The following is a 20,212-nucleotide window of genomic DNA, read 5'->3' on the forward strand; positions in this document are numbered from 1 at the left end:
CCTAAACGCGGCAGTTTAACAGAAATACCGGCCCAGTTTAGGAAGGCGGGGCACGGTTGCCGCTTCGGGGAGCCTTCAGCACCTTCTTGCCGCGCCGCGCCCCAAAACCCACTACAGCCCCACGCTCATCAAAAACCCCTGCACCAATCCCCCGGCTCCCACCAACCAGACCATCAACACCGCGCCCAGCAGCAGCGGCTTGGCCCCGGCCTGACGGATGGCTCCGAAGTGGGTGGTCAGGCCCAGCGCGGCCATCGCCATGCTGAGCAGCAGAGTATCGAGGGTGATCAGGTTTTGCAGTAAGCGTACCGGCAGCAGGTGGAGCGAGTTAAACAGCGCCACGCCGATGAAGGCGAAGGCAAACCAGGGAATGCTCAGCTTGACTTTCTCTGCACTGCCTTTTTGTGCGCCGCGCTGATCGGTGCGGCCCGGCCCTGAGCGGCCCCAGAAGTACGACAGCAGCAGCAAAAACGGCGCGAGCAAGATGACCCGCAGCAGCTTGACCGTCACCGCCGCGTCGGCCACCTGCGGGCTGATGGCGCGGCCTGCGGCGACCACCTGCGCGACTTCGTGAACCGTCGAGCCGATGTAGACCCCGAAATGAAGTCCCGAAAACGGCCACCAGTGCCAGGCGTTCATCTGCGGATACAAAAAAATGCCGATGGTGCCGAAAATGACCACTGTGGCGACGGCCACCGCGACCTTCTCGGCCTGCGCCTTGACGACGGGTTCGGTGGCCATCACGGCGGCAGCGCCGCAGATGCTGCTGCCCGCGCCGATCAGAATGGCCGTCTGGGCATCGAGCCTCAGCCAGCGCGTACCCAGCCAGAACGCCAGAAAGAAGGTGCTGCTGAGCATCAGCAGATCGGCAAGCAGCCCGCCCAGACCCACGCCCAGAATCTGCTGAATGGTCAGGCGCAGACCATACAAGATGATGCCCAGCCGCAGCAGCGTGCCCTTGCTGAAGGTGACGCCCGACTGCGCGGTGGGAGCGAGGCGAGCGTAAAAAGTGTTACCCACCAAAATGCCAAGCACAATCGCCAGCGTTAAGCTGCTTAGGCCAAGCGAGCTGAGCCAGCCCTGCGTGTCCAGCCACAGCGCACTGCCCGCCACCGCGCCGGAGAGCAGCAGGCCGGGCAGCAGTTGGACAAACTTGGACTGAACTTGGGAGGGTTGGTTTGGAACGGGAGCAGAAGACATACGTCCATGCTAGATCCGGCAGTGTTATAAATCTAATTCATTCTTTGATCTGCGTTATCCATCATCTGAATGACTCTAAACTGGGCAAGTGGCAATTCAAGCGGACGGTCTGATTTGTTTTGCGGCGGTGGCCCGGCTCGGCAATGTGACGCGGGCCGCCGAGCAACTCAACCGCAGCCAACCGGCCCTCTCGGCTCAGTTGCGCGGCCTGCGGGAAGCGGTGGGCGAGCCGCTGTATGTCAGACGCCGCAGCGGCATCGAACTCACCGCAGCAGGCCGGGCGCTGCTGCCCTACGCGCTGAGCGCCGAGCGCGGTCTGCGTCAGGCACGGGAGTGGGCCGAGAAAGTGCATTCGGGGCAGTGGGGCCAGCTTTCGCTGCTGGCCAGCATGACCGCTGCGGAGTATTTTTTGCCCCAGCACCTCGCGCAGTTTTGCCGGGCGTTTCCGGAGGTGCAGGTCAAGGTCGAGGCCTGCAATTCGCAGCACGTCGAAGATCTGATGCTGTCCGGGCGGGGCGAACTGGGCATCGTCGAGGGCGAACTCTCGCGGCTCGACAGCGCCCTGAGCGCCCGCCCCCTGCTGGAAGACCGGCTGGTGCTGGTGATCTCGCCGCAGCACCCCTGGGCCGCCGGAACTCCCCAGTTGGCCGATCTGAGCCGCTGCCCACTGATTCAGCGCGAGCCGGGATCGGGGACGCGGGCCGTCACCGAACGCGCCTTTCAGCTTCTAGGGCTGGAGCGGCGCAGTGTGCTGGAAGCCAGCGGCACCCAGATTATCAAAGAACTGGTGATGCAGGGGGTGGGCGCGGCGTTTCTCTCGTCGCTGGCCGTTCAGCGCGAGGTCGGGGCGGGCCAACTGCTGATGCTGGAATTTCCCGAACTCTCGCTGCACCGTCCGCTAACGCTGGTGACGCTGGAGGGTCAGCCGCTCAGCTTGCCCGCTCAGCAGTTTATCCGGTTGCTGACCGCAGCGCAGACGACGGCAGAGTCAAGCCGTGAGGCCTAGCTTCGGTTCTGCTGCCGGTAAAAGCCAATCAGGTCGGTATTGACCGCGCTGTGGCCGAGCTGGCGCAGCATCCCCACCACCTGACCCCGGTGATAACTGGCGTGGTTGACGATGTGGCGCAGACTGTCGTCGACTCGGCTCACCATCGGCTCGCCCCCGAGATTGGTGTAGTGCAGAAGCTCCCCCGGCGGCAACGGGGCCACCAAAGCGTGACGCTCCCGCAAATGCGCCAGCCAGCGCGGCAACAACTCAGGCAGCGGCAGCAGTTCGCCGGGCGCTGGAAAGCCGGGCGGCGTCGCCCCTCTGAGCCGCGCCGTCCATATCAGCTCGGAGCCGTAGAGATGCGCCAGCGTGCCGCCGATGCCGCCGTGACTGCTGCCGAGGTCGCGGCCAAATTCTTCGGCGCTGAGCGGCGTCAGCGTCTGCACAGTGCGCTCGGTTGCCCAGGCGTGGTAATCGAGCAGGGTCAGGAGTTCGTCCACACAGTCCATTTTGCGCTCTCTCACCAGCCGAAACCCACAAGCCGCCCGCAGTTACAAACGCCTGCACCTGTATCCTGTATCTTATTTTGCTTCGCGTTCAGACTTGCCTCAAGGTGAGATCAACGAACGCCCGAAAACGCGCACCCCAAAGATGTGTAAGGGTCAGGCGCACCATATCGGCGCACTTCCGGCATGACTCCGCTGGAACTGCGACACCGCAAAGGAGAGTCAGTTATGCATAAAGTCGCTATTGTAGGCCGCCCCAACGTGGGCAAGTCGAGTCTTTTCAACCGTCTGGTGGGCCGCCGCGAGGCCGTCGTGGCCGACTTCCCCGGCGTGACCCGTGACGCCAAAGAAGGCCTGATGATGTACCAGAACCACCGGATCATTTTGATCGATACCGGCGGACTGTGGAGTGGCGACGAGTGGGAACAGGCCATTCGTGAAAAAGCCGAGTGGGCCATGGAAGGCGCTCAGAGCGTGATTTTCGTGACCGACCCACGCGAGGGGCTGTCGGCTGCCGACTACGAGGTGGCCGATTGGCTGCGCAAGCTCGGCAAGCCGGTGATCGTGGCCGCCAACAAAATCGATTCGCCCAAGCACGAAACCTACCTCGCCGATCTGTGGGGCTTGGGCTTCGGCGATCCGGTGGCGCTCAGTGCCGAGCACGCACGCGGCCTAGACGACCTGCTCGACCGCGTGATGGAGCACATGCCCGAAGATACCGAAGACGTGCCGGACATCGCGCCGATTCGCATTTCGTTTATCGGGCGGCCCAACGTGGGCAAGTCCAGCTTGCTCAATGCCCTGACCGGCACCGAGCGCGTCATCGTGGCCGATCAGCCCGGCACCACCCGCGACAGCGTGGACGTGGAATGGGATTACTCGGGTCAGCGCTTCGTGCTGGTCGACACGGCGGGTATTCGCAAGCGGCCCGACACCAGCATCGAGGAATACGCCATTGAGCGCTCCAAGACCGCCATCGAGCGCAGCGACGTGATCTGGTTGGTGGTCAACGCCAGCGAGATCGGCGATCACGAACTCAAGCTCGCCAACCTCTCGTATGAGAGCGGCAAGCCCGTCATTGTGGTGGTCAACAAGTGGGATCTGGTGCCCGACGAAGAACTCAAACGCACCGAGCGCGAACTCAACGAAAAGCTCCACCACATCGCCTACGCGCCCCGCGTCTATACCTCGGCCATCAACGATTACGGCATCCACGACATGCTGGCCGAAGCCATGAAACTCTATGAAAAGTGGCAAAGCCGCGTGCCGACCAGCGAACTCAACAGGTGGCTGGGTATCTGGACGATGAAACAGCGGATGCCCAACTTCCACGGCAAGTCGCTGCGGATGTACTTTATGACGCAGGTGGAAACCGCGCCGCCAACTTTTGCGGTCTTTTGCAACCGCGCCGATTTCGTGACGCGGGCTTACGAGGGCTTTTTGATGAACCGTATCCGCGAGGATCTGGGGATGGCGGGCGTGCCGGTGCGCCTGAAATGGAAAGAGAAAGGGCCATACAAGAAAGGCAAGAAGGGCGGAGACGACGAAGAGTAATCTGCCGCAGCGGGCCGCAAGTTTCATGCTGACCTGAACTCTGCCTTCCATTCTTCGTGCATGACTTCATCTTCATTTCGCAAGTCGGCTTTGCTGACCGCGACCCTCGTTTTGGCTGTCGGCCCGCTCAGCACTGGCCACGCCCTTCTCGACAAAACCCGCTTCGTGGCCCACCTCGGCGCGGCCTATTTTGCCTTTCACCACTGGGTTTGGGCACCCTACCGCAGTGGGCAGTTCGCGGCGGGCGCGGCGGGGCGCACCGTCAAACTGGTCAAGGGGGGCGCGGCCCTGTTGTTTGCCGCTCACGAACTCAATGTCGCTGAGAAGGTCGCCCACAACAGCAACTCTCCTCTCCTCAAAAAGATGGACGGCGAGCTGACCAAGCTTCAGGCTTCATTCAGCAACATCGGCAGCGACCTCAAACAGGGCAAGTTCAACGAAGCGGACTTGCAAAGCCTCAATGACCAGACCCAGCAAGTCAGCAGCGCCTCGGCAGCGAACGGACAGACCATTAGAGACATTGCCGCGCCGATTCCGGGGTTGTAAACCGCTTCACCGCTTTAACCGAATAGACGCTCAGAACAAGCCATGCTGCCCTCAGCATTGGCTTTTTTGATTGTGGCTGGGTCGGCGTCCAGTTTCTGGCTCCCACACACCACAAACAGGGTCGTTCGGGGCCAGCCGAGTGACGGCGCACCTTCGCCCACCGAACTTGCGCCGCTTACAACTAGCCTGTCCAATTCTCAGCGGCAACCCTGCCTCCGAGTGAGCGTTAGGAGGTTTAAAGACCCTGATACTTTTCAGCTGAGTTTGCCTCGAGCTGTTCCGCACTCTCCAGAGAAGTGAGCGCCGCCCAAACCTTAAAGCCGACTCGCAGGCGCGGGCCCGCCCTCGGCCTGGTCTTTGCCTCTGCCCAAATACCGCGCCAAAAAAGCGTCCATGCCGATGATGCTCAGGCGAGCGCTGTTCGCTTCTTCTTGCGTGCCGTAGGCGCGGCGCAGCCAGTTGGCCCAGCGGGTCAGGCGCTGGGCCTCCGCAGACGGCAAGTCGTAGGTTTCGAAGCCGAACATGGCGGCCAGCGAGGTCAATGTGCCAAGCGTGTAAATGCCCTGCGCGTCTTTCCAATCGGGGCGGCGCGTAATTTCGTCAGCCAGCCAGGGCAAATCCCACGCCGTCGCCCGCCGCATCCCACGTTTGACGCCGAAATCCACCATATGATCGCTGCGGACGTGCAAGTCCAGCACTTTTGCGCCCTTTTCGATGACCTGACCCGTTCTCAAGGTAATGGGCCCGAACGGGAGGCGTGTCACCCCCACCCGAAAAGCGTTGTCGGCCCGCTGAGTCACCGGCTCGATGTGGCTGAGACGGTCAAAAATCAAATCGGTGATGCCAGAGATGCGGCGAAGCAACCCGGCGCGGCCCAGCGGCGCGAGGCCCGGTAAAGTGGACAAGGGGTGAAAGGTGTAGCCACGCGCCTGCAACTCGCTGAGCAACGCCGGCAACGCCACCACCGTCTTGGCCGCGCCGGGGCCAGCGTCGTGCATCACAGTGACCGCGCCGGGACGTGAGCGCGACAACACCCGCCCGCGCACCGCCTGCGCCGAAAAGTCAGGGTGCCAATCGCGGGACTCCACGCTCCAATGTGCGCCGGTGAGCCCAGCCCAGCGCTGACCCAGCACCGTGGCGAGGGTATAAGCGCCGTGCGGTGGGCGGTGGTAACGCACCGGATGGCCCAGCACCTTTGAGAGCCGCGCCGCGCCGCGCCGGGGTTCCAGAAGCGCTCCCCAAGGACTCCGCAGCCAAGTGTGGCGGTGCTTGACGGCGTGCAGTTCGACTTGGTGACCTGCCGAGAGCATTCGGGCGATCAAATCGGGGTGGGCTTCGGCCTTGTCCACCACCACAAAAAAAGTAGCGCGTGCGCCGACTGCCGCCAGCGCGTTCAGCACAGCGGGGGTGGTACTAGGGTCGGGGCCGTCGTCGAAAGTCAGGGCGAGGTCGTAATGGCTGCGGCGTCCCTCCCTGACCAACCCGAGGCCCACAACCTGCACCAGCAGATAAGGCAGGCCGTAATAAGCCGCCAAACCCGCCGCGCCGCCGAGAATAGCCCGCGTGCGGCGCTTCACCGTTTCTGGCGCTCCGCGAACGCCGTAAGAATGGCCTGCGCTGCGCGGTCGGCGGCGTCGGGCACGCTGAGGCGCAAAGCTCCGGCACTCAGGCGGGCGTGTTCGGTACTCTCCAAAGCGCGTATCACGGCGGGGCGCACTTCGGCCAAGCTCTTGCACCACATCGCCGCGTCTCCGCGCACCAAGTAATCGGCGTTGTACTCTTCTTGTCCGGGAATCGGATCGTAAATAATCATCGGCACGCCCAGTGTGGTCGCCTCGGCCACCGTCAGCCCTCCAGCTTTGCCCACCACCAAGTCGGAAGCGGCCAGCAGTTCGGCAAAGGCGTTGGTAAAGCCCAGCCGGTAGACGCTGGCTTGGCCACGCTGCTCCACAGCCACCTCACCGCTTGCGCCGTTGCCGCCCAGCACCAGCACCTGCACGGGCCGACCCAGCAAGCCAAGCTGAGAGATGACTTTTTCTAAGCTGCGGTAAGTGGCCTGCCCACCGCCCGACATCAGCAGTAGCGGCACGTCCGGCTTGAGGCCGTGCTTGAGGCGCAGGGCGGTCTGGTCTGCGCCGATCAGTTCGCGGTAACGCGGGTGAATCGGAATACCCGTGACCACCACCCGCTCTTCAGGAATGCCGCGCTCGACCATCTGACGCCCAGTTTCAGCGGTCGGCACCAGCAGCAAATCGGCCTCGGGCCGCACCCAGTGCTGATGCACCCGGTAATCCGTGACCACCAGCACATTCAGGAAGTCAAAGCCCTCGCGCTCACGCAGGTGCCCCGCCACCGCCGCCGGAGTCGGGTAGGAGCTGACGACCACCTCTGGCTGGTAACTTTGCAACTCGCGCCGGAGCCCCTCTCGGCCCATCCATTTGTAGGTGTCGCGGATGGTTTTCGGCTCCGTTTCTCGGTCGGTGAAGCGGTAATACCAGCGGTAGCTCTCGGGGCTGTGGCGCAGCCAAGCCAGGTAAGTGCCCAGCACGATCTGGCGCTCATAACCACGCAGGTGACGCAAAAAGTCGGTTTGGCGGGCTTCGGTGCTGGGCAGCAGGGTACGCAGCGCCTCGCCCACCGCCGCGTTGGCTTGGTGGTGGCCGCTGCCAAACGAGGCCGAGAGAATCAGCGCCCGCATCGCCGTCAGGCCCGTCTCAGGAGCCACAGGCCCGTGAAAAAGAAGATTATATTGGCCAGCCACGCGCCCACTTCGCTCAGCGCCGCGCTCTGGCCCGCAACGGTCAGGCCCACGAAAAACAGCAGGTAATACACCACCGAAATCAGCAGGGCGCTGCCGAGCGCCACGCCCAAACTGCGCCCGAAGCGCAGGGCAAACGGCAAAGCCACCAGCGCCAGCACCAAGTTGCCGAACGGCAGCGACAATTTGCGGTTGAGGGTCAGGCGGGCAGCGTCGCGCTCGGTCTGCGGCACATTCGGGGCGGTGAGCTGGGTGATGAGCTGCGGCCAGCCTGCCGAGTCCGCGCCAATGGCGTCGGCGTATTTGGCCAGCGTCTCGGCCCGTGACAGGCCAGTGTCAATAATCAGCGGCGCGTTGGGATCGCTCGGGGCCGTCACGCCCAGCGGAAAGATAGTCTGCACCGCTTCCCGAAAAGCGGCTGGATCGGTGTCAGGAATCTGGCCCAGCGCCTGCACGCCCGCATAGTTGGCGGTGTAGAGCTGGTACTTGTTGAGCTTGATTTCATTGCCGGTGAATGTCCCGCTTTCGGCAAAAATGAGGGTGGCCTGCTGGGGCTTGCTGGCGTCTGCGCCCCACTGCTCAATCCGCACACCGTTCATGAGCTGGGTTTTGGTGTCGTAACTGGTCAGACTCAGCAGTAATCCCTTGCCCAAGTCCACCGTTTTGCCGCTGAGGGTGCTGAGGCCCGCGCTGGTCAGCACATCCCAGTAAAGGCTGCGGGTGGCGACATTAGCCGCCGGAGCCGCCCACAGCGAAAGCCACACCGATAAAGCCGTGACCAGCAGCGCCAAAATAGCCGCGGGACGCGCCAGGCGGCCCAGCGAAATGCCGCCGGACTGCACCGCCACCAGTTCGCGCTCGGTGGCCATCCGGCCAAAGGCCACCACCACCATCAGCACGACGGCCATCGGAAAAATTTTGACCAGGGTGTCGGGGACTTGATACGCGATCCAGCGCACGATCAGCGCGATCGGCGCACCGACGATAAACTGCGAGCTGATAAAAAAGTAACCGAAGCTCAGCACGGCGGTAAACATCAACGTTCCGGCGATGAGCGGCGGCAAGAGTTCGCGGGTGACGTAACGGGTCAGGCGCATTGCTTAGCTCGGTTCTCCGGTACTGGCCTCAGGAGCGCTGGCCGCTTGAATTGCGGGAGCAGCTTTGGGCGCGGGCGGCAGAGCAAACAAAATGCTCGCCTCGGCCACCACCACTCCGTCCACTTCGGCGCGGCAGGTGGTTTTGCCCAGCCCCCGGCGAAAAAACTCCAGCTTGGCATACAGGTGAAGCTGATCGCCCGGCACCACTTTGCGCTTAAAGCGTGCGCCGTCAATGCCTGCGAGGTAGCCGATCGCGCCCGCTTCGAGTGGCAGACAAAACATGCTGGCCTGTGCCAAGGCTTCGAGAATCAAGACGCCGGGCATCACCGGCTCACCTGGAAAGTGGCCAACGAAAAACGGCTCGCCAATGCTGACATTTTTCAGGGCGTGGGCCTCGCCGCCGCCGCGTGAGAGAACGCGGTCAACCAACACGAAGGGAAAGCGGTGCGGCAGGGTGGCCAGAACCTCTTGAATACCCAAAGCCGATGAAGGCTCTGGGGGGGCAGCTTGGGCGTCAGTCATGCTCGTCTTTTCTCCTCGTGGTGGCGTGGGCGAGCCGGCAGCTGAGCGTTCACTGTCCTCACTCGTCTCCGCTTGCCTTGTCCGCCGCTTAGCCCGTTTCAACACCGACTCCACCTTAAAGAGTCGGATGATGAAAAGGGTAAAACGCTGCGTTGGGCTGACCGCGCCGCTTTAGTCCAGCCAGCTTCAGCTCAGACCAGCTCAAATCCAGCTTGAGTATGCTAACACGCCTCCCCCAAAAAAACGCCTAAAATCGGGCAGCGCCGCGCCGGAGCAGGGCGCTGCTGCCTAGAAAAACAGGTTTACAAAGCGCAGCTTGGCAAAGGACACGGCTCCGCGCCGCGCTGAGGTATCCTAAGCAGCGAAATTTGGGGAGTAGTTACTGGTTGCTCGGCAAAAGCGGGCAGCCCAGAGGAGAGCACATGAACATCAGCGATAACAAAGTCGTCGAGATCGAATACACGCTGACTATCGATGGTGAAGTGGTAGACCGAAGTGAAAGCGGGGAGCCGCTGACCTACTTGCAGGGCCACGGCAACATCGTATCTGGCCTAGAGAAAGCGTTGAAAGGTAAATCGGCAGGCGATCATGTCAAAGTTACAGTACAGCCTGAAGACGGTTACGGCGAGCACGACGACGAGGCCATTCAGATTATTGCCCGTGAGGATTTTGACGACGACATAGAAGTAGGGGCCACCTATTTCGCGCAAGCTGAAGACGGCAGCGTGACCCCCTTCACCGTGATGGGTTTAGACGGCGACGACGTGACGGTCGACTTTAACCCGCCGCTCGCCGGTGAAGTGCTTAATTTCGATGTATTCATCAAAAGTGTGCGCGACGCGACAGAAGACGAACTGGCGCACGGCCATGTCCATAATGACGACGATCTCAGCAAGCAAAATCCAAACACGCAGTTCACAGGAGAAAGCATGAACATCAGTAACGATAAAGTGGTAGAAATCGAATACACCTTGACCGTCAACGGTGAGGTCGTCGACAAGAGCGAGAGTGGGGAGCCGCTGACCTACTTGCAAGGCCACGGCAATATCATTCCCGGCTTGGAAAAAGCGTTGGACGGCAAATCGGCGGGCGATCACATGATGGTCACGGTGCAGCCCGAAGACGGCTACGGTGAGCGCGACGAAGAAGCTATTCAGGTCATCGCCCGCGAAGACTTCGAAGACGACATCGAAGTGGGAGCCACCTACTTTGCTCAGGCCGAAGACGGCAGCGTGACGCCCTTTACCGTGATGGGCTTAGACGGCGACGACGTGACGGTCGACTTTAACCAGCCGCTGGCAGGAGAAGTGCTGAATTTTGACGTGACCATCAAGAGTGTGCGGGACGCCACCGCCGACGAGTTGGCGCACGGCCATGTCCATGATGACGACGACGATCAAGACGACGAGTTCTAGTCTTTAAGGCTGAACAGCTCAAGTCAAGAGACAGGGGCCGCTTTCCGGAAATGGAGAGCGGCTTTTTGAATAGTGTCGGCTTTTCAGCGGCTGCGCAGCCCCAGCAGCAGCCCGACCACGAACGCGCCGCCGAACGGCAGATCGTGGGTCAGCACGCCGGATACCCAGTTCCAAACGCTTTTGCCACTGTCTTGCAGCCAGGGGCCGCTGAGCGCTTCAAAGCGCAGCCAGTTGACGCTGATGAGATCAAAATACGAGAGCAGTTGAATCGCCACGAACAGCAGGCCAACGATCAGCAGGGCCACGCGGCCCACCACCCGCACGGCGTAGCCCGCCGCGAAGCCCAGCACCGCGCCCAGCGACAGCGGCGGCAACAGCGGCAAGATTGCCTGCGAAAGGCTGTGGGCCAGCGACGAATCGGCGGGGGAAGCGGCGGGAGCTGAAGACACCGCGCCATGTTAACGGCAAAGTCTGAGTACCGAGCTTGGCTGCTGCTCATTTGGCCCCCGCTCATTTGACCGCTGTTTTTTGGCCCCTGCTCTTCACCTCTCTTAGCCAACCCACCTCAACCAAAAGATAGACGCCCAAAAGTGACGCTTGGCTGTATCTTAGGCATGATGAGTTTGCCTGAAGATGTGATTGACTCCGCCTTGTTCGCTCAACTTGAGAGCGGCGACGAAGCGGCGTGGCAGGCTTTTATCTCGCTCTACGAACGGCGAATGTACGCTTATTTGTACCGCCTGGAAGGCCATGCCGAAGACGCTTTAGACCTGACCCAAGAAGTTTTTTACCGGGCTTGGCGCTCGATTCGCACCTTCAGGGTCGGAGAGCGGGCGCTGCCGTGGCTGTACCAAATTGCCCGCAACACCCAAATCGAAAAGCACCGCCGCAAGCAGCTCGGCCGCTTTTCGCTCGAAGAAGCCCAAGACGAGGTGGGCTTTGAGGTGGTCAGCACCTCGCGCAGTCCGGTGCAGGAAGCCGAGAGCGCCCAGACCCAAGACCGCGTGCAGCGTGCTTTGATGCAGCTCGCCCCCGAATACCGCGAGGCGGTGGTGCTCCGATTTGTCGAAGACCTGCCTTACGACGACATCGCCCGCATTCAGGGCGTGGCCCTCGGCACCGCCAAAAGCCGGGTGTACCGCGCCAAAGAGCAGCTCTCGTCGCTGCTGGCGAGTGTCAGCGATATTCACTGAGTGTGGGAAGCGGGTTGCAGTCCGTGAGAGCGGGAACGGCGCTGAGCTTTTTCATATTTGCCTGAACCCTTTAACATTAAACTTACTGCCGGGAACTCGGCGGGGCCAAGGCGCGTAGAGCAGGTATGGGGCCAACCTTGGCCTTTGTGTGGCAGTGAGGAAACGGGGGCGAAAGGGCGGTGAGAGCATGACTCAGAACAGTTGGCGCGATTTGTGGCACCGCGCTCAGGACGGCGAAACGCTCAGCGCCCATGAGCAAGCCGAGCTTGAAGCGGCGCTGCAAGACCCCGAGCAGCAGCGCGAAACTCAGCGCTGGGCGGCGGCTGGTCATTTGCTGAGCCGCGCCGAAACCCCGCCGATGCCGCGTTCACTCAGCGCCAAAATAAGGCAAGACATTCAAGCTCAGCAAGTCCTCAGCGCCGCCGCTCCTCCTGCTTTGCCGCATTCGCTGGCCGCTGAAATTCTCAGAGACATCACCATCAGCCGCTGGTTTGACAGCGTGCAGCAGCAAGCGGCCTTGCCGCGTTCGGTGGCCTTCAGCATCGCCGCGCGGATTACTGGAGACGGGCAACCGAAAGAAGCGGACGAAACCGACCCGCTCGCCCAACTCCTGCGGCAGTGGCCCAAGCCGGAGCTGCCGCGCTCGCTGGCCTTTTCGCTAGCGGCGAGGGTGGCAGCGGAGGCGGCTCAGGCTGACGCACCAGCAAATGCCCCGACTCCTCAGACGCCCGTCCATGAAACGCTGCCGCCGCTGGGCCGCACCCGGCTCAATCCACCCGGCGGGCCTTCGGGCTTGGGCGGACTGGGCGTGGTGCTGGCGTTCGGCGGCCTCACCGTACTGCGCGGCCATGAAGCGGCCAGCAGCGCCTTAGGTCTCCTCGGCAGCGCCGCGCCGTTCGCGCTGCCGCTGCCCGCCCTTCTCGGCGTGGCGGTGTTGGCGCTGCTGAGTTGGCTGATCGTGGCGCGGCCCACCCCAGCGGTGCAGCGGCTGGGCACGCTCGCCTTTGCCATGACCGGCGTGCTGACTTTACCCGCGCTGTGGGACGCCATCCAGAACACGCCGCTGCAAGGGCATTTGGCAGCGCTGAGCGCGACGCATCCCAAGCCGCACCTGCTGCTGGAACGCTGGCTGGGTGCGGGGCTGCTGCTGGCCGTGACTGCCCTACTGCTGCGCGGCGGCTGGGGCGCGTCTCTGGCCCGCACCCAGCGCCGCGCTCCCATTCGCACGCTGGCAGCAGGCACGCTGGCCGGACTGGGCCTCAGTGGACTGGGCCTGCTGCTACTCTCGTTCGGCTGGACGGACGCGGGACTGGTGCTGGCCCTGCTGAGTGGACTGGCGGCACTCACCGGCCTGAGCGTCAGCGTCTACGCGGCGGGGCGCAGCGTCGCCAGAAAACTGCACCTCGCGTTGCCTGACATCTCCGGCCCGCTGGCAGGCTTACTGGCCTTCAGCGCCACGCTGAGCATTCCAGCGCTGGCGGCAAGCTTAGCCATTATCGGCAGCGCTTGGGGACTAGGCACCTTGCTGCTGGGACGCGGAACGGCGCGGCTCTGAGACGGCACAGAACATGGCGCTTGGCTTGCCGCCGAGCGGTCTGTCATATTTGCCCTGCCCACCCAGCGCTGTCCTAAACCGGCAGTGGATAAGGCAGCGTCCCTTCATAAATGGCGCGGCCCACGATTGCGCCCTGAACTTTGAGGGCTTCGAGCAAGGCCACGTCTTGAAGGTCGCGCACGCCGCCGCCCACAATCAAGGTATTTATCCACAACTTGCGGATTTCGGCCATCAGAGCGGCGTCGAGGCCGCGCAAAGTCCCGTCGCGGCTGACATCGGTAAAGATCAGAATCTCTAAGCCGCGTCCGGCGAGGTCGGCGGTAATTTCGGCCACCTGCACGCCGCTGCCCTGTGCCCAGCCGTGGGTGGCGACTTCTAAGCGCCCACCTTCAGCGCGGGCGTCCACGCTGACCACCACCCGCTCGGGGCCGTGCGCGGCGAGCAGTTCGCTCACCAGCTCGGGGTGGGCAACCGCCGCCGTGCCGATCACCACCCGCGCCACGCCGAGTTGCAGCAGCGCCTCGGCGCTTTTGTGGTCACGGATGCCGCCGCCGACTTCGACCGGCACGCCCACTGCGCCCACGATCTCGGCGATGATGGCTTTATTTTCGCCGCGTCCGGTGGCGGCGTCCAAGTCAACGAGGTGAAGCATCCCCGCGCCCCGCGCCACCCAGTGCTCAGCGGCCTTCAGCGGCGAATCGAAATACACCGTTTCGCGCTCGGGGTCGCCTTCGTATAAGCGCACGGCGCGGCCCTGTTGGATGTCCACGCACGGCAAAATCAGCGGCGCGAAGGAAGGAGCTGGAGAAGAGCTGGTCATGCGGCAAGTCTACCTGAAGCGCTCAGCAGCGGTTATAGGGCCGCCGATCACGCTACACTCAGCACTAACGTGCGGATTGGCTTTGTCACCACCACTTATCTTCCCTCGCGCAATGGGGTCGCGACCAGCACCGCTTTGTTCGCGCAGGGTTTGCGCTCACTCGGCCACGAGGTCAGCATCTACGCGCCCAACCACCCCACCCGCCCACCGGCTGAGGACGGCGTGTACCGCCTGCCCAGCACCATGATGGGCACGCCCGCCGATTATCCGGTGCTGCTGTGGCCCAATCCGCCAGCGGTAGCGGGTTTGCCGCTGCGGGGCACCGACATTTTCCATACCATGCACCCATTTTTGCCGGGAATTTTGGCCCGCTTCTGGGCGCGTCGCTTTCAGACGCCGGTGGTATTTACCGCCCACACCCAGTACGAGCAGTACCTGCACTACGCGCCGCTGGTGCCGCGCCGGGTCAGCCGCAGCCTCACGCGGGCGCATGTGGCGGCCTTTGCCCGCAGCGTGGATCAGGTGCTGGTGCCGGGGCGGGCGATGGCCGAGATGCTCGGCGATTACGGCTACGGCGGCTCGGTGGCCCTGATGCCCAATCCAGTCAACTTGGAGGCGTTTCAGGCGGCAGACACGCCAGAGATTCGCCGGGCCGTTCGGGAGCGCTACGGCGTGCCGGATGAGGCCCCGCTGGTGATTTCGCTGGGCCGCTTGGCCGCCGAAAAAAATCTGGACGTGATGCTGCGGGCCTTTGACGAAGCCCGCCAGCGCCGCCCCGACCTCCGGCTGCTGGTGGTGGGCGACGGGCCGGTCAAGTCCGCGCTGGAAGCCCGCAGGCCGCAGGGAGCAGTCTTTACCGGAGCGCTGCCTTACGCGGAAGTGCCGCAGCTCTTGGCCGCCGCCGACGTGTTCATCACCGCCAGCACCAGTGAAGTCTTGCCGATGTCGATGATCGAGGCGCTGGCGGCAGGCACGCCGTTGGTGGCCGCCCGAAGTCCGGCTGCCGAAGACCTGATTCACACCAGTGCGCTGCTCGGTGAAAACGGTCTGATCAGAGAGGCCCACGCGGGAGCGCTCGCCGAGGGCCTCCTGAGCGCCCTTGACCCCGCGAGCTTGCCGCGCCGCCGCGCCGCTGCCCGCGCCAGTGCGCAGCAATACGACCTAAGGGTGCGGGCCAAGGCTTTGCTGGACGTGTACGAAAGCTTGCTCTCCAAACGGTAGGGAATACGGGGACAAATGACCACCTGAAAAGAAATGAGTGGGGCAGCATTCGCTCAACAGTCCGAGCAGCAGATACGTTCAGGCGGAAATTCCCTTAATTTTGTTCATCAGCCTCGCTCTGAATGTATGCCATTTCTCATTGCTTGTTAGCAAGTGAACCTAAAACTTGCAAAAATGAATTGACAGAGTTGTGTCAAGCTGCATAAACTTCACGAGCAACACACCCTTCCCCAAAATTGTTCATCTTTTTTCCTTCTCCCCGCCTCATGTAGGCGGTCAATCCCATTTTGGAGACTGAATGCGTTATCTGCACTCGACCGCTCTGCTCCTGACAGGCACGCTCCTGCTAGGTGCTTGCAGTTCACCAACGACGGCTCCAGTTACTCAGCCGCCCATCACCGACACCACCAACCCCAGCGTTTCTGGAGTCAGTATCATTGGAGCCAGTAGCCTGGTGCTCAATCCTGGACAGACCCAGCAGATTACCGCACAAATCGCCGTCAAAAACGGAGCCAGCACTGCAATTGGATGGACCAGCAGCAATCCGGCAGTAGCCAGCGTAGATGCAAATGGCAAGATCACTGCTGTCGGCATTGGCAGCGCCATGATCACCGCAACTTCAAAAGCAGACGCTACCAAAACGTCGACCTTGACCCTGACCGTACAAGCCGCCGCCGTTACCGCGCAAGTACAAAGTGTCAGCATCGTCAGCGACGATCCCACTCAGGGCAACAGTACCGTAGACCGTTTGACCGTTACGACCGGCACAACGCTGCGGCTACGCGCCGTTGTCAATACGACGGGTGGCGCAGTCCAGACCGTGACATGGAAGGTGAGTGACACCAGCTTCGCCAGCATTCAAGTTACTGGCAATAGCGTTCTAGTCACTTTTCTCAGATCTGGCAGCGTTGACTTGACAGCTATATCCACGGCTGATCCTAATATTTCTGGAACAGCCAGTTTCTATACCAAATTTGGCTTAACCGGCAGTGCTCAGCTCTCTGGCAATGTGGTACAGGCCAATCGTAGCGCCCCAGTGGCCGGTTCCACTGTCAAACTTTTTCAATCTGGACTCAGATTTTATTCGTTCGTCCAGACTGTGACTGATGATCAGGGCCATTTCAGCTTCAATGGTTTACCCGCCGGAAAATACGATCTGCAATTTGCTAAATCGAATTACGGCGGTTCAGAGATTATTGGCTTGAATGTTCAGGACAGCGGCAAAATGAACTTGAAGATCGGTCAATTCGTGGCCAATGATCCTTATGCACCCACCAACGTTCCCAAGCTTCAAATTTCCAAAGATGACAAAGGGACAATACTCAACGACGGCAGTAGTTTTGTTGACAATGCACAGGTAAAAGTCACCACAACGCCCGAATCACAGCACCAGAAGCCTATGCGTTACTATATTCTGACCGTTGGTACGTTTGATGCACAGGGTAACTGGATAGACAGTCGTGATGCCAATGGTGTAGCTTCCCAAGATCCTGGTTACATTATTCCTGGCTCAGTAGCGACCAGTGAAGGTACTGGCGTGATTAAAGTCCCGTTTTCAGGCTTGAAAGGCGATCTCTATTTGCAAGTTGTGGGCCTAGATTTCAACTATAATCGTGTTTCCTATCTTATTCCTATTAAAGCGGCATATAGTGCTGCTTCACCAAGTGTGACGGCACCCACTGACGTAAGTGCCGTGGCTTATACCCTCGCTGAACCGATCAACTACTTGTTGAGCGTGCCCGGCAATCCTATCTCGGCACAGTCAGTAGCCATTGGCACCAACAGCTGGGTCACACTCACCTGGAATAATCAGCCTGCGGAGGGCTTTAAAGTGTACCGTGCGTCCTCTGTCAATGGCCCATACAATCTGGTAGCGGTTAAAGCCAGCGAGAGCGATCCTCAGAAAAAGACAGTTTCAGTGAGTGATCTGACTCCCAACCTGGGTCAGGATCAAGATTACTACTACAAGGTTGAAGCCCAGGGTGTCCAGCCGGTGGCCAGTGCGCCGGTTTATACCCACGTGCTGCCGGCCTTCAGGCCCACCTTGCTCTCGCCCGCTGAGGATGCTCAGAATGTCGGCTTGACCCCCGATTACACCCTGCACAACTCAGCCTTTGAAATTGGAGCGACCGGCAGCGTATTTGATGTGCGGGTAGCTGACAGTCAACTCGGCAGCAGTTACGCTTGGCTGGCTAAGCGCTTGCAAGTTCTCAAAGGCACCAACCCCGCCAAGACAGGACTGGAAACCCAAGTACTGAGCAATCTGCAAGGTAAAGGTTACTATTACGTTTACAGAGACAGCAACGCACCGGATAAAAATGCTGTCGGCTACAACAATGCTTCTAACACCTTGACCTTACCCCATCAATATGATCTCTCTCTTCTGGGCAGTGATGTCGTTCCGCTGCAACCCAATCGGCGTTACAGCTGGCTGATCAACAAAGCTTATGCATTCAAACGCCAAAACGACTTGCCGACTAATCCCATCGTGGCCTACTCGATTTACAGCGATCCCGATGGCTTATCGACGCCAATCGTACCCGGCGGCACCCGTCAAGAATTTACTCAGTCCTTTGACTTCACCACCAAGCCTTAAAGGAAATACTGATGAAAACACGCTCTACTTTGTTCCTCGGCTTGGCGCTGAGTCTCGCCGCTTGCAGCCAACCCGCCATCCAGTCTGCCACCATGCCGCAGCCCAGCGCACAAGCTCCCAAGGCAGCAATTGCCATGACTCAAACGCAAACTGGCACCACTGCCAAGGGCGTGATCTACTACACCCACCAGCTGGTCGTGAAGTACAAGGGCAACAGTGCCCAGGATGCCGCTCAGGCCGTGAATGGGCGGATCATCAGCACCATTCCTCAACTCCGCACCGCCCTGATTGAGCTGCCTACCAAGGCCGGTAAGCAAGACAGCCTCCTGCTGGCTCAGCAACTCGTCAGACAGCACCTAGTCAGCACCGCCCAGCCGCTGATTCAAATGCCCAGCCAGAATGATCCCGTTGAGCAGGGCCGCCACGCTATGCTGGCTGGCCAGGGCTTTAACGCCAACCAGATCTTTGACGAGTTGCCGCAGTACACCCTAGACGAAAATCATATGCATGCAAAAGCGGCCTGGGACGCTGGTATTACCGGCAAAGGTGTCTTGATCGGCACCATCGATGACCCGGTGGACGTGACCCATCCGGATCTGAAGGCCAACTGGGCCGGTAAAGCCTACGATCCCCATACCGACACGGTCTACACCGACGCCCAAAGCTGGATCAACGCCATTGACGGCTTTGATGGCAAAGTGGACGGCAAAGTAGACACCGCCCTCGAACACGGCACCGCTGTGACCAGTGACATGGTGGCCACTCGCAATGGCAAGGGCATTGTTGGCGTCGCACCGGAAGCCAAATTTATTAGCGCCGCTATTTTCGAGCCACAGGCACTCAGCGACTTCGAATTCGCTAAAGCCATTACTTGGTCGGTGGATCAGGGCGCTAACGTCCTCAACAACTCTTGGGGCGGTACTGGGTACAGCAGTGTCATTAAAGAAGCAATGGATTATGCGCTGTCCCATAATGTCACAGTAGTCGTTTCGGCAGGGAATTCAGGACGAGATGAATGGCAGCAACCGGCTCAATACCCCGGTATCATCGTTTCAGCGGCAGGTGACGGCAGCAACCAGAAAGTTAACTTCTCTACCTATGGACAACACATCAGCAGTCTGGCTCCTGGCCTCGACATCCTGCTGGCTGCGCCGCTATGGATCAACTCGGACGGCAGCCGTAAAACTGGCGTGACCCCACAGACGGGCAGCGGTTATCAACTCATCAGCGGCACCTCGTTTTCTTCACCTGAGACGGCGGCCACCGCCGCGCTGATTTTGGGGCGTTATCCCAAAGCTACGCCGTATCAAGTCAAACGATTGATGGAAGAAACCGCAGATGGCTCGGTCGGCAGCAATCCATCTGGCTTTGACCGTGAAACTGGCTGGGGCCTGATCCGTTTGGACAAACTGGCAATCCGTCTAACCAGTAGTCAGGCACTGCCCCCCGCTGGAGCCAATGTCAACGTTCAGGTGCGAATCAATACAAACCCGAGCAACAGTGAGGTGCCAGGCGTATTGTCGGACGTGATTCTGGAACCACAGGACACCACCATCAATCACCAAACTTACTTTGCCCAAACCGATGACGAGGGCAACGCCCGCTTTTACGAAATTGCCCCCGGCACGTACACAGTGCGCGTTGGAGCCAATGACCTCAGCCTAACTGGCGACAGCACCGGCCAGCGTGGCACTGCCGTAACAACCATGACTTTTGTATCTGGCACGCCCGTCAACAACACTCAAAAAGTCGTGCTTGACAAAGGCTTGGTTAATCTCAATCCGGTTGATCCCTATGAACCCAATGACGATTTGGCCACTGCTACACCCATTGCCTACGGCCAAAAAATGCAGCAAGCTTATATTTTCGGCAAGCCCAGAGACGTAGATTTTTATGGTTTCAGTGGTTCAGCTGGCGACAAGATCACTGCCCGCGTCAATGGCCGCAGCGCTATCGGCGGCTCTCTAGATTCGTTCATGGTTTTGCGTGATGCCAGTGGGAAGAAACTCGCGTTCAATGATGACCTTGAAAGCGGAATTCAGGATTCACAAATTGATTTCACTTTGCCGAGCGATGGAAAGTATTACCTTGAAGTTTCAAGTTATACTATTTTGGGTGAAAATGATGGCGATAGTCTAACTGAAGGTGCGGAGGATGACAGCCCGTTCAATAAATATGTTCTGGCGCTCGACAAAAATTAAATCTATTAATAGCTTGCCAACATGTCAAAATAGGTTTATG

General features: G+C 60.4%; 17 protein-coding genes. 9 read left to right on the forward strand and 8 right to left on the reverse strand.

The genetic code is table 11. From position 1 onward, the window contains the following. Window positions 1–111: 111 nt before the first annotated feature. Entirely contained in the window at window positions 112–1,200 is a 1,089-nt protein-coding gene (locus FNU79_RS07015) for a YeiH family protein (protein ID WP_143720170.1), read from the reverse strand. Between the two features lie 88 nt (window positions 1,201–1,288). On the opposite strand from FNU79_RS07015, the gene FNU79_RS07020 reads away from it, so the two are divergent. Further along, complete coding sequence (locus FNU79_RS07020; protein ID WP_143720171.1) at window positions 1,289–2,206, forward strand: LysR family transcriptional regulator; 918 nt, start codon at window positions 1,289–1,291, stop codon at window positions 2,204–2,206. On the opposite strand, the gene FNU79_RS07025 is transcribed toward FNU79_RS07020, so the two are convergent. Then, window positions 2,203–2,688, reverse strand: a complete 486-nt coding sequence (locus tag FNU79_RS07025; protein WP_185974634.1) for a DinB family protein — start codon at window positions 2,686–2,688, stop codon at window positions 2,203–2,205. The genes FNU79_RS07020 and FNU79_RS07025 overlap by 4 nt on opposite strands. A gap of 234 nt (window positions 2,689–2,922) precedes the next feature. Here FNU79_RS07025 and der point away from each other — a divergent pair, with 234 nt between their 5' ends. Together der and FNU79_RS07035 are read left to right on the forward strand one after the other, a co-directional pair. Next, the gene (der, locus tag FNU79_RS07030) at window positions 2,923–4,248 is read left to right on the forward strand and encodes a ribosome biogenesis GTPase Der (RefSeq protein WP_124869013.1); all 1,326 of its coding nucleotides are present in this window, start codon (window positions 2,923–2,925) and stop codon (window positions 4,246–4,248) included. A gap of 60 nt (window positions 4,249–4,308) precedes the next feature. Next, entirely contained in the window at window positions 4,309–4,794 is a 486-nt protein-coding gene (locus tag FNU79_RS07035) for a hypothetical protein (protein ID WP_143720173.1), read from the forward strand. Between the two features lie 314 nt (window positions 4,795–5,108). On the opposite strand, the gene FNU79_RS07040 is transcribed toward FNU79_RS07035, so the two are convergent. Genes FNU79_RS07040 through fabZ form a run of 4 tightly spaced genes read right to left on the reverse strand, consistent with a single transcriptional unit; the run spans window position 5,109 to window position 9,171 of the window. Continuing rightward, window positions 5,109–6,371, reverse strand: coding sequence for a polysaccharide deacetylase family protein (locus FNU79_RS07040; RefSeq protein ID WP_143720174.1), 1,263 nt, complete (start codon window positions 6,369–6,371; stop codon window positions 5,109–5,111). After that, window positions 6,368–7,492, reverse strand: coding sequence for an MGDG synthase family glycosyltransferase (locus FNU79_RS07045; RefSeq protein ID WP_143720273.1), 1,125 nt, complete (start codon window positions 7,490–7,492; stop codon window positions 6,368–6,370). Before FNU79_RS07045 ends, FNU79_RS07040 begins: the two co-directional genes overlap by 4 nt. 5 nt (window positions 7,493–7,497) lie before the next feature. Beyond that, entirely contained in the window at window positions 7,498–8,649 is a 1,152-nt protein-coding gene (locus FNU79_RS07050) for an LptF/LptG family permease (protein ID WP_143720175.1), read from the reverse strand. 3 nt (window positions 8,650–8,652) lie between these two features. After that, window positions 8,653–9,171, reverse strand: coding sequence for a 3-hydroxyacyl-ACP dehydratase FabZ (gene fabZ / locus FNU79_RS07055; RefSeq protein ID WP_143720176.1), 519 nt, complete (start codon window positions 9,169–9,171; stop codon window positions 8,653–8,655). A 422-nt stretch (window positions 9,172–9,593) separates the two neighbouring features. Here fabZ and FNU79_RS19885 point away from each other — a divergent pair, with 422 nt between their 5' ends. Beyond that, the gene (locus tag FNU79_RS19885; RefSeq protein ID WP_318636133.1) at window positions 9,594–10,586 is read left to right on the forward strand and encodes a peptidylprolyl isomerase; all 993 of its coding nucleotides are present in this window, start codon (window positions 9,594–9,596) and stop codon (window positions 10,584–10,586) included. Window positions 10,587–10,669: 83 nt separating this feature from the next. Here the strand turns inward: FNU79_RS19885 and FNU79_RS07070 are convergent, their stop codons facing one another. After that, window positions 10,670–11,035, reverse strand: a complete 366-nt coding sequence (locus FNU79_RS07070) for an FUN14 domain-containing protein (protein ID WP_225429929.1) — start codon at window positions 11,033–11,035, stop codon at window positions 10,670–10,672. Window positions 11,036–11,203: 168 nt separating this feature from the next. Here FNU79_RS07070 and FNU79_RS07075 point away from each other — a divergent pair, with 168 nt between their 5' ends. Further along, on the forward strand, window positions 11,204–11,779 hold the full coding sequence (locus tag FNU79_RS07075) for an RNA polymerase sigma factor (protein ID WP_404825773.1): 576 nt from the start codon (window positions 11,204–11,206) through the stop codon (window positions 11,777–11,779). A gap of 187 nt (window positions 11,780–11,966) precedes the next feature. After that, window positions 11,967–13,334, forward strand: a complete 1,368-nt coding sequence (locus FNU79_RS07080; RefSeq protein ID WP_143720178.1) for an anti-sigma factor family protein — start codon at window positions 11,967–11,969, stop codon at window positions 13,332–13,334. 73 nt (window positions 13,335–13,407) lie between these two features. On the opposite strand, the gene hisA is transcribed toward FNU79_RS07080, so the two are convergent. Then, window positions 13,408–14,154, reverse strand: a complete 747-nt coding sequence (gene hisA, locus FNU79_RS07085) for a 1-(5-phosphoribosyl)-5-[(5-phosphoribosylamino)methylideneamino]imidazole-4-carboxamide isomerase (protein WP_143720179.1) — start codon at window positions 14,152–14,154, stop codon at window positions 13,408–13,410. A 69-nt stretch (window positions 14,155–14,223) separates the two neighbouring features. Between hisA and FNU79_RS07090 the strand changes: the two genes are divergently transcribed. The 3 genes from FNU79_RS07090 (at window position 14,224) to FNU79_RS07100 (ending at window position 20,172) form a co-directional block, all read left to right on the forward strand. Further along, window positions 14,224–15,375, forward strand: coding sequence for a glycosyltransferase (locus tag FNU79_RS07090; protein ID WP_143720180.1), 1,152 nt, complete (start codon window positions 14,224–14,226; stop codon window positions 15,373–15,375). Window positions 15,376–15,673: 298 nt separating this feature from the next. Beyond that, window positions 15,674–17,971 carry an Ig-like domain-containing protein gene (locus FNU79_RS07095; protein WP_143720181.1) on the forward strand — a complete coding sequence of 766 codons (2,298 nt, stop codon included), beginning with the start codon at window positions 15,674–15,676 and terminating at the stop codon, window positions 17,969–17,971. Window positions 17,972–17,982: 11 nt separating this feature from the next. Then, window positions 17,983–20,172, forward strand: coding sequence for a S8 family serine peptidase (locus FNU79_RS07100; RefSeq protein ID WP_225429930.1), 2,190 nt, complete (start codon window positions 17,983–17,985; stop codon window positions 20,170–20,172). Window positions 20,173–20,212 lie beyond the last annotated feature (40 nt).

Source organism: Deinococcus detaillensis (genome assembly GCF_007280555.1).
GTDB lineage: Bacteria > Deinococcota > Deinococci > Deinococcales > Deinococcaceae > Deinococcus > Deinococcus detaillensis.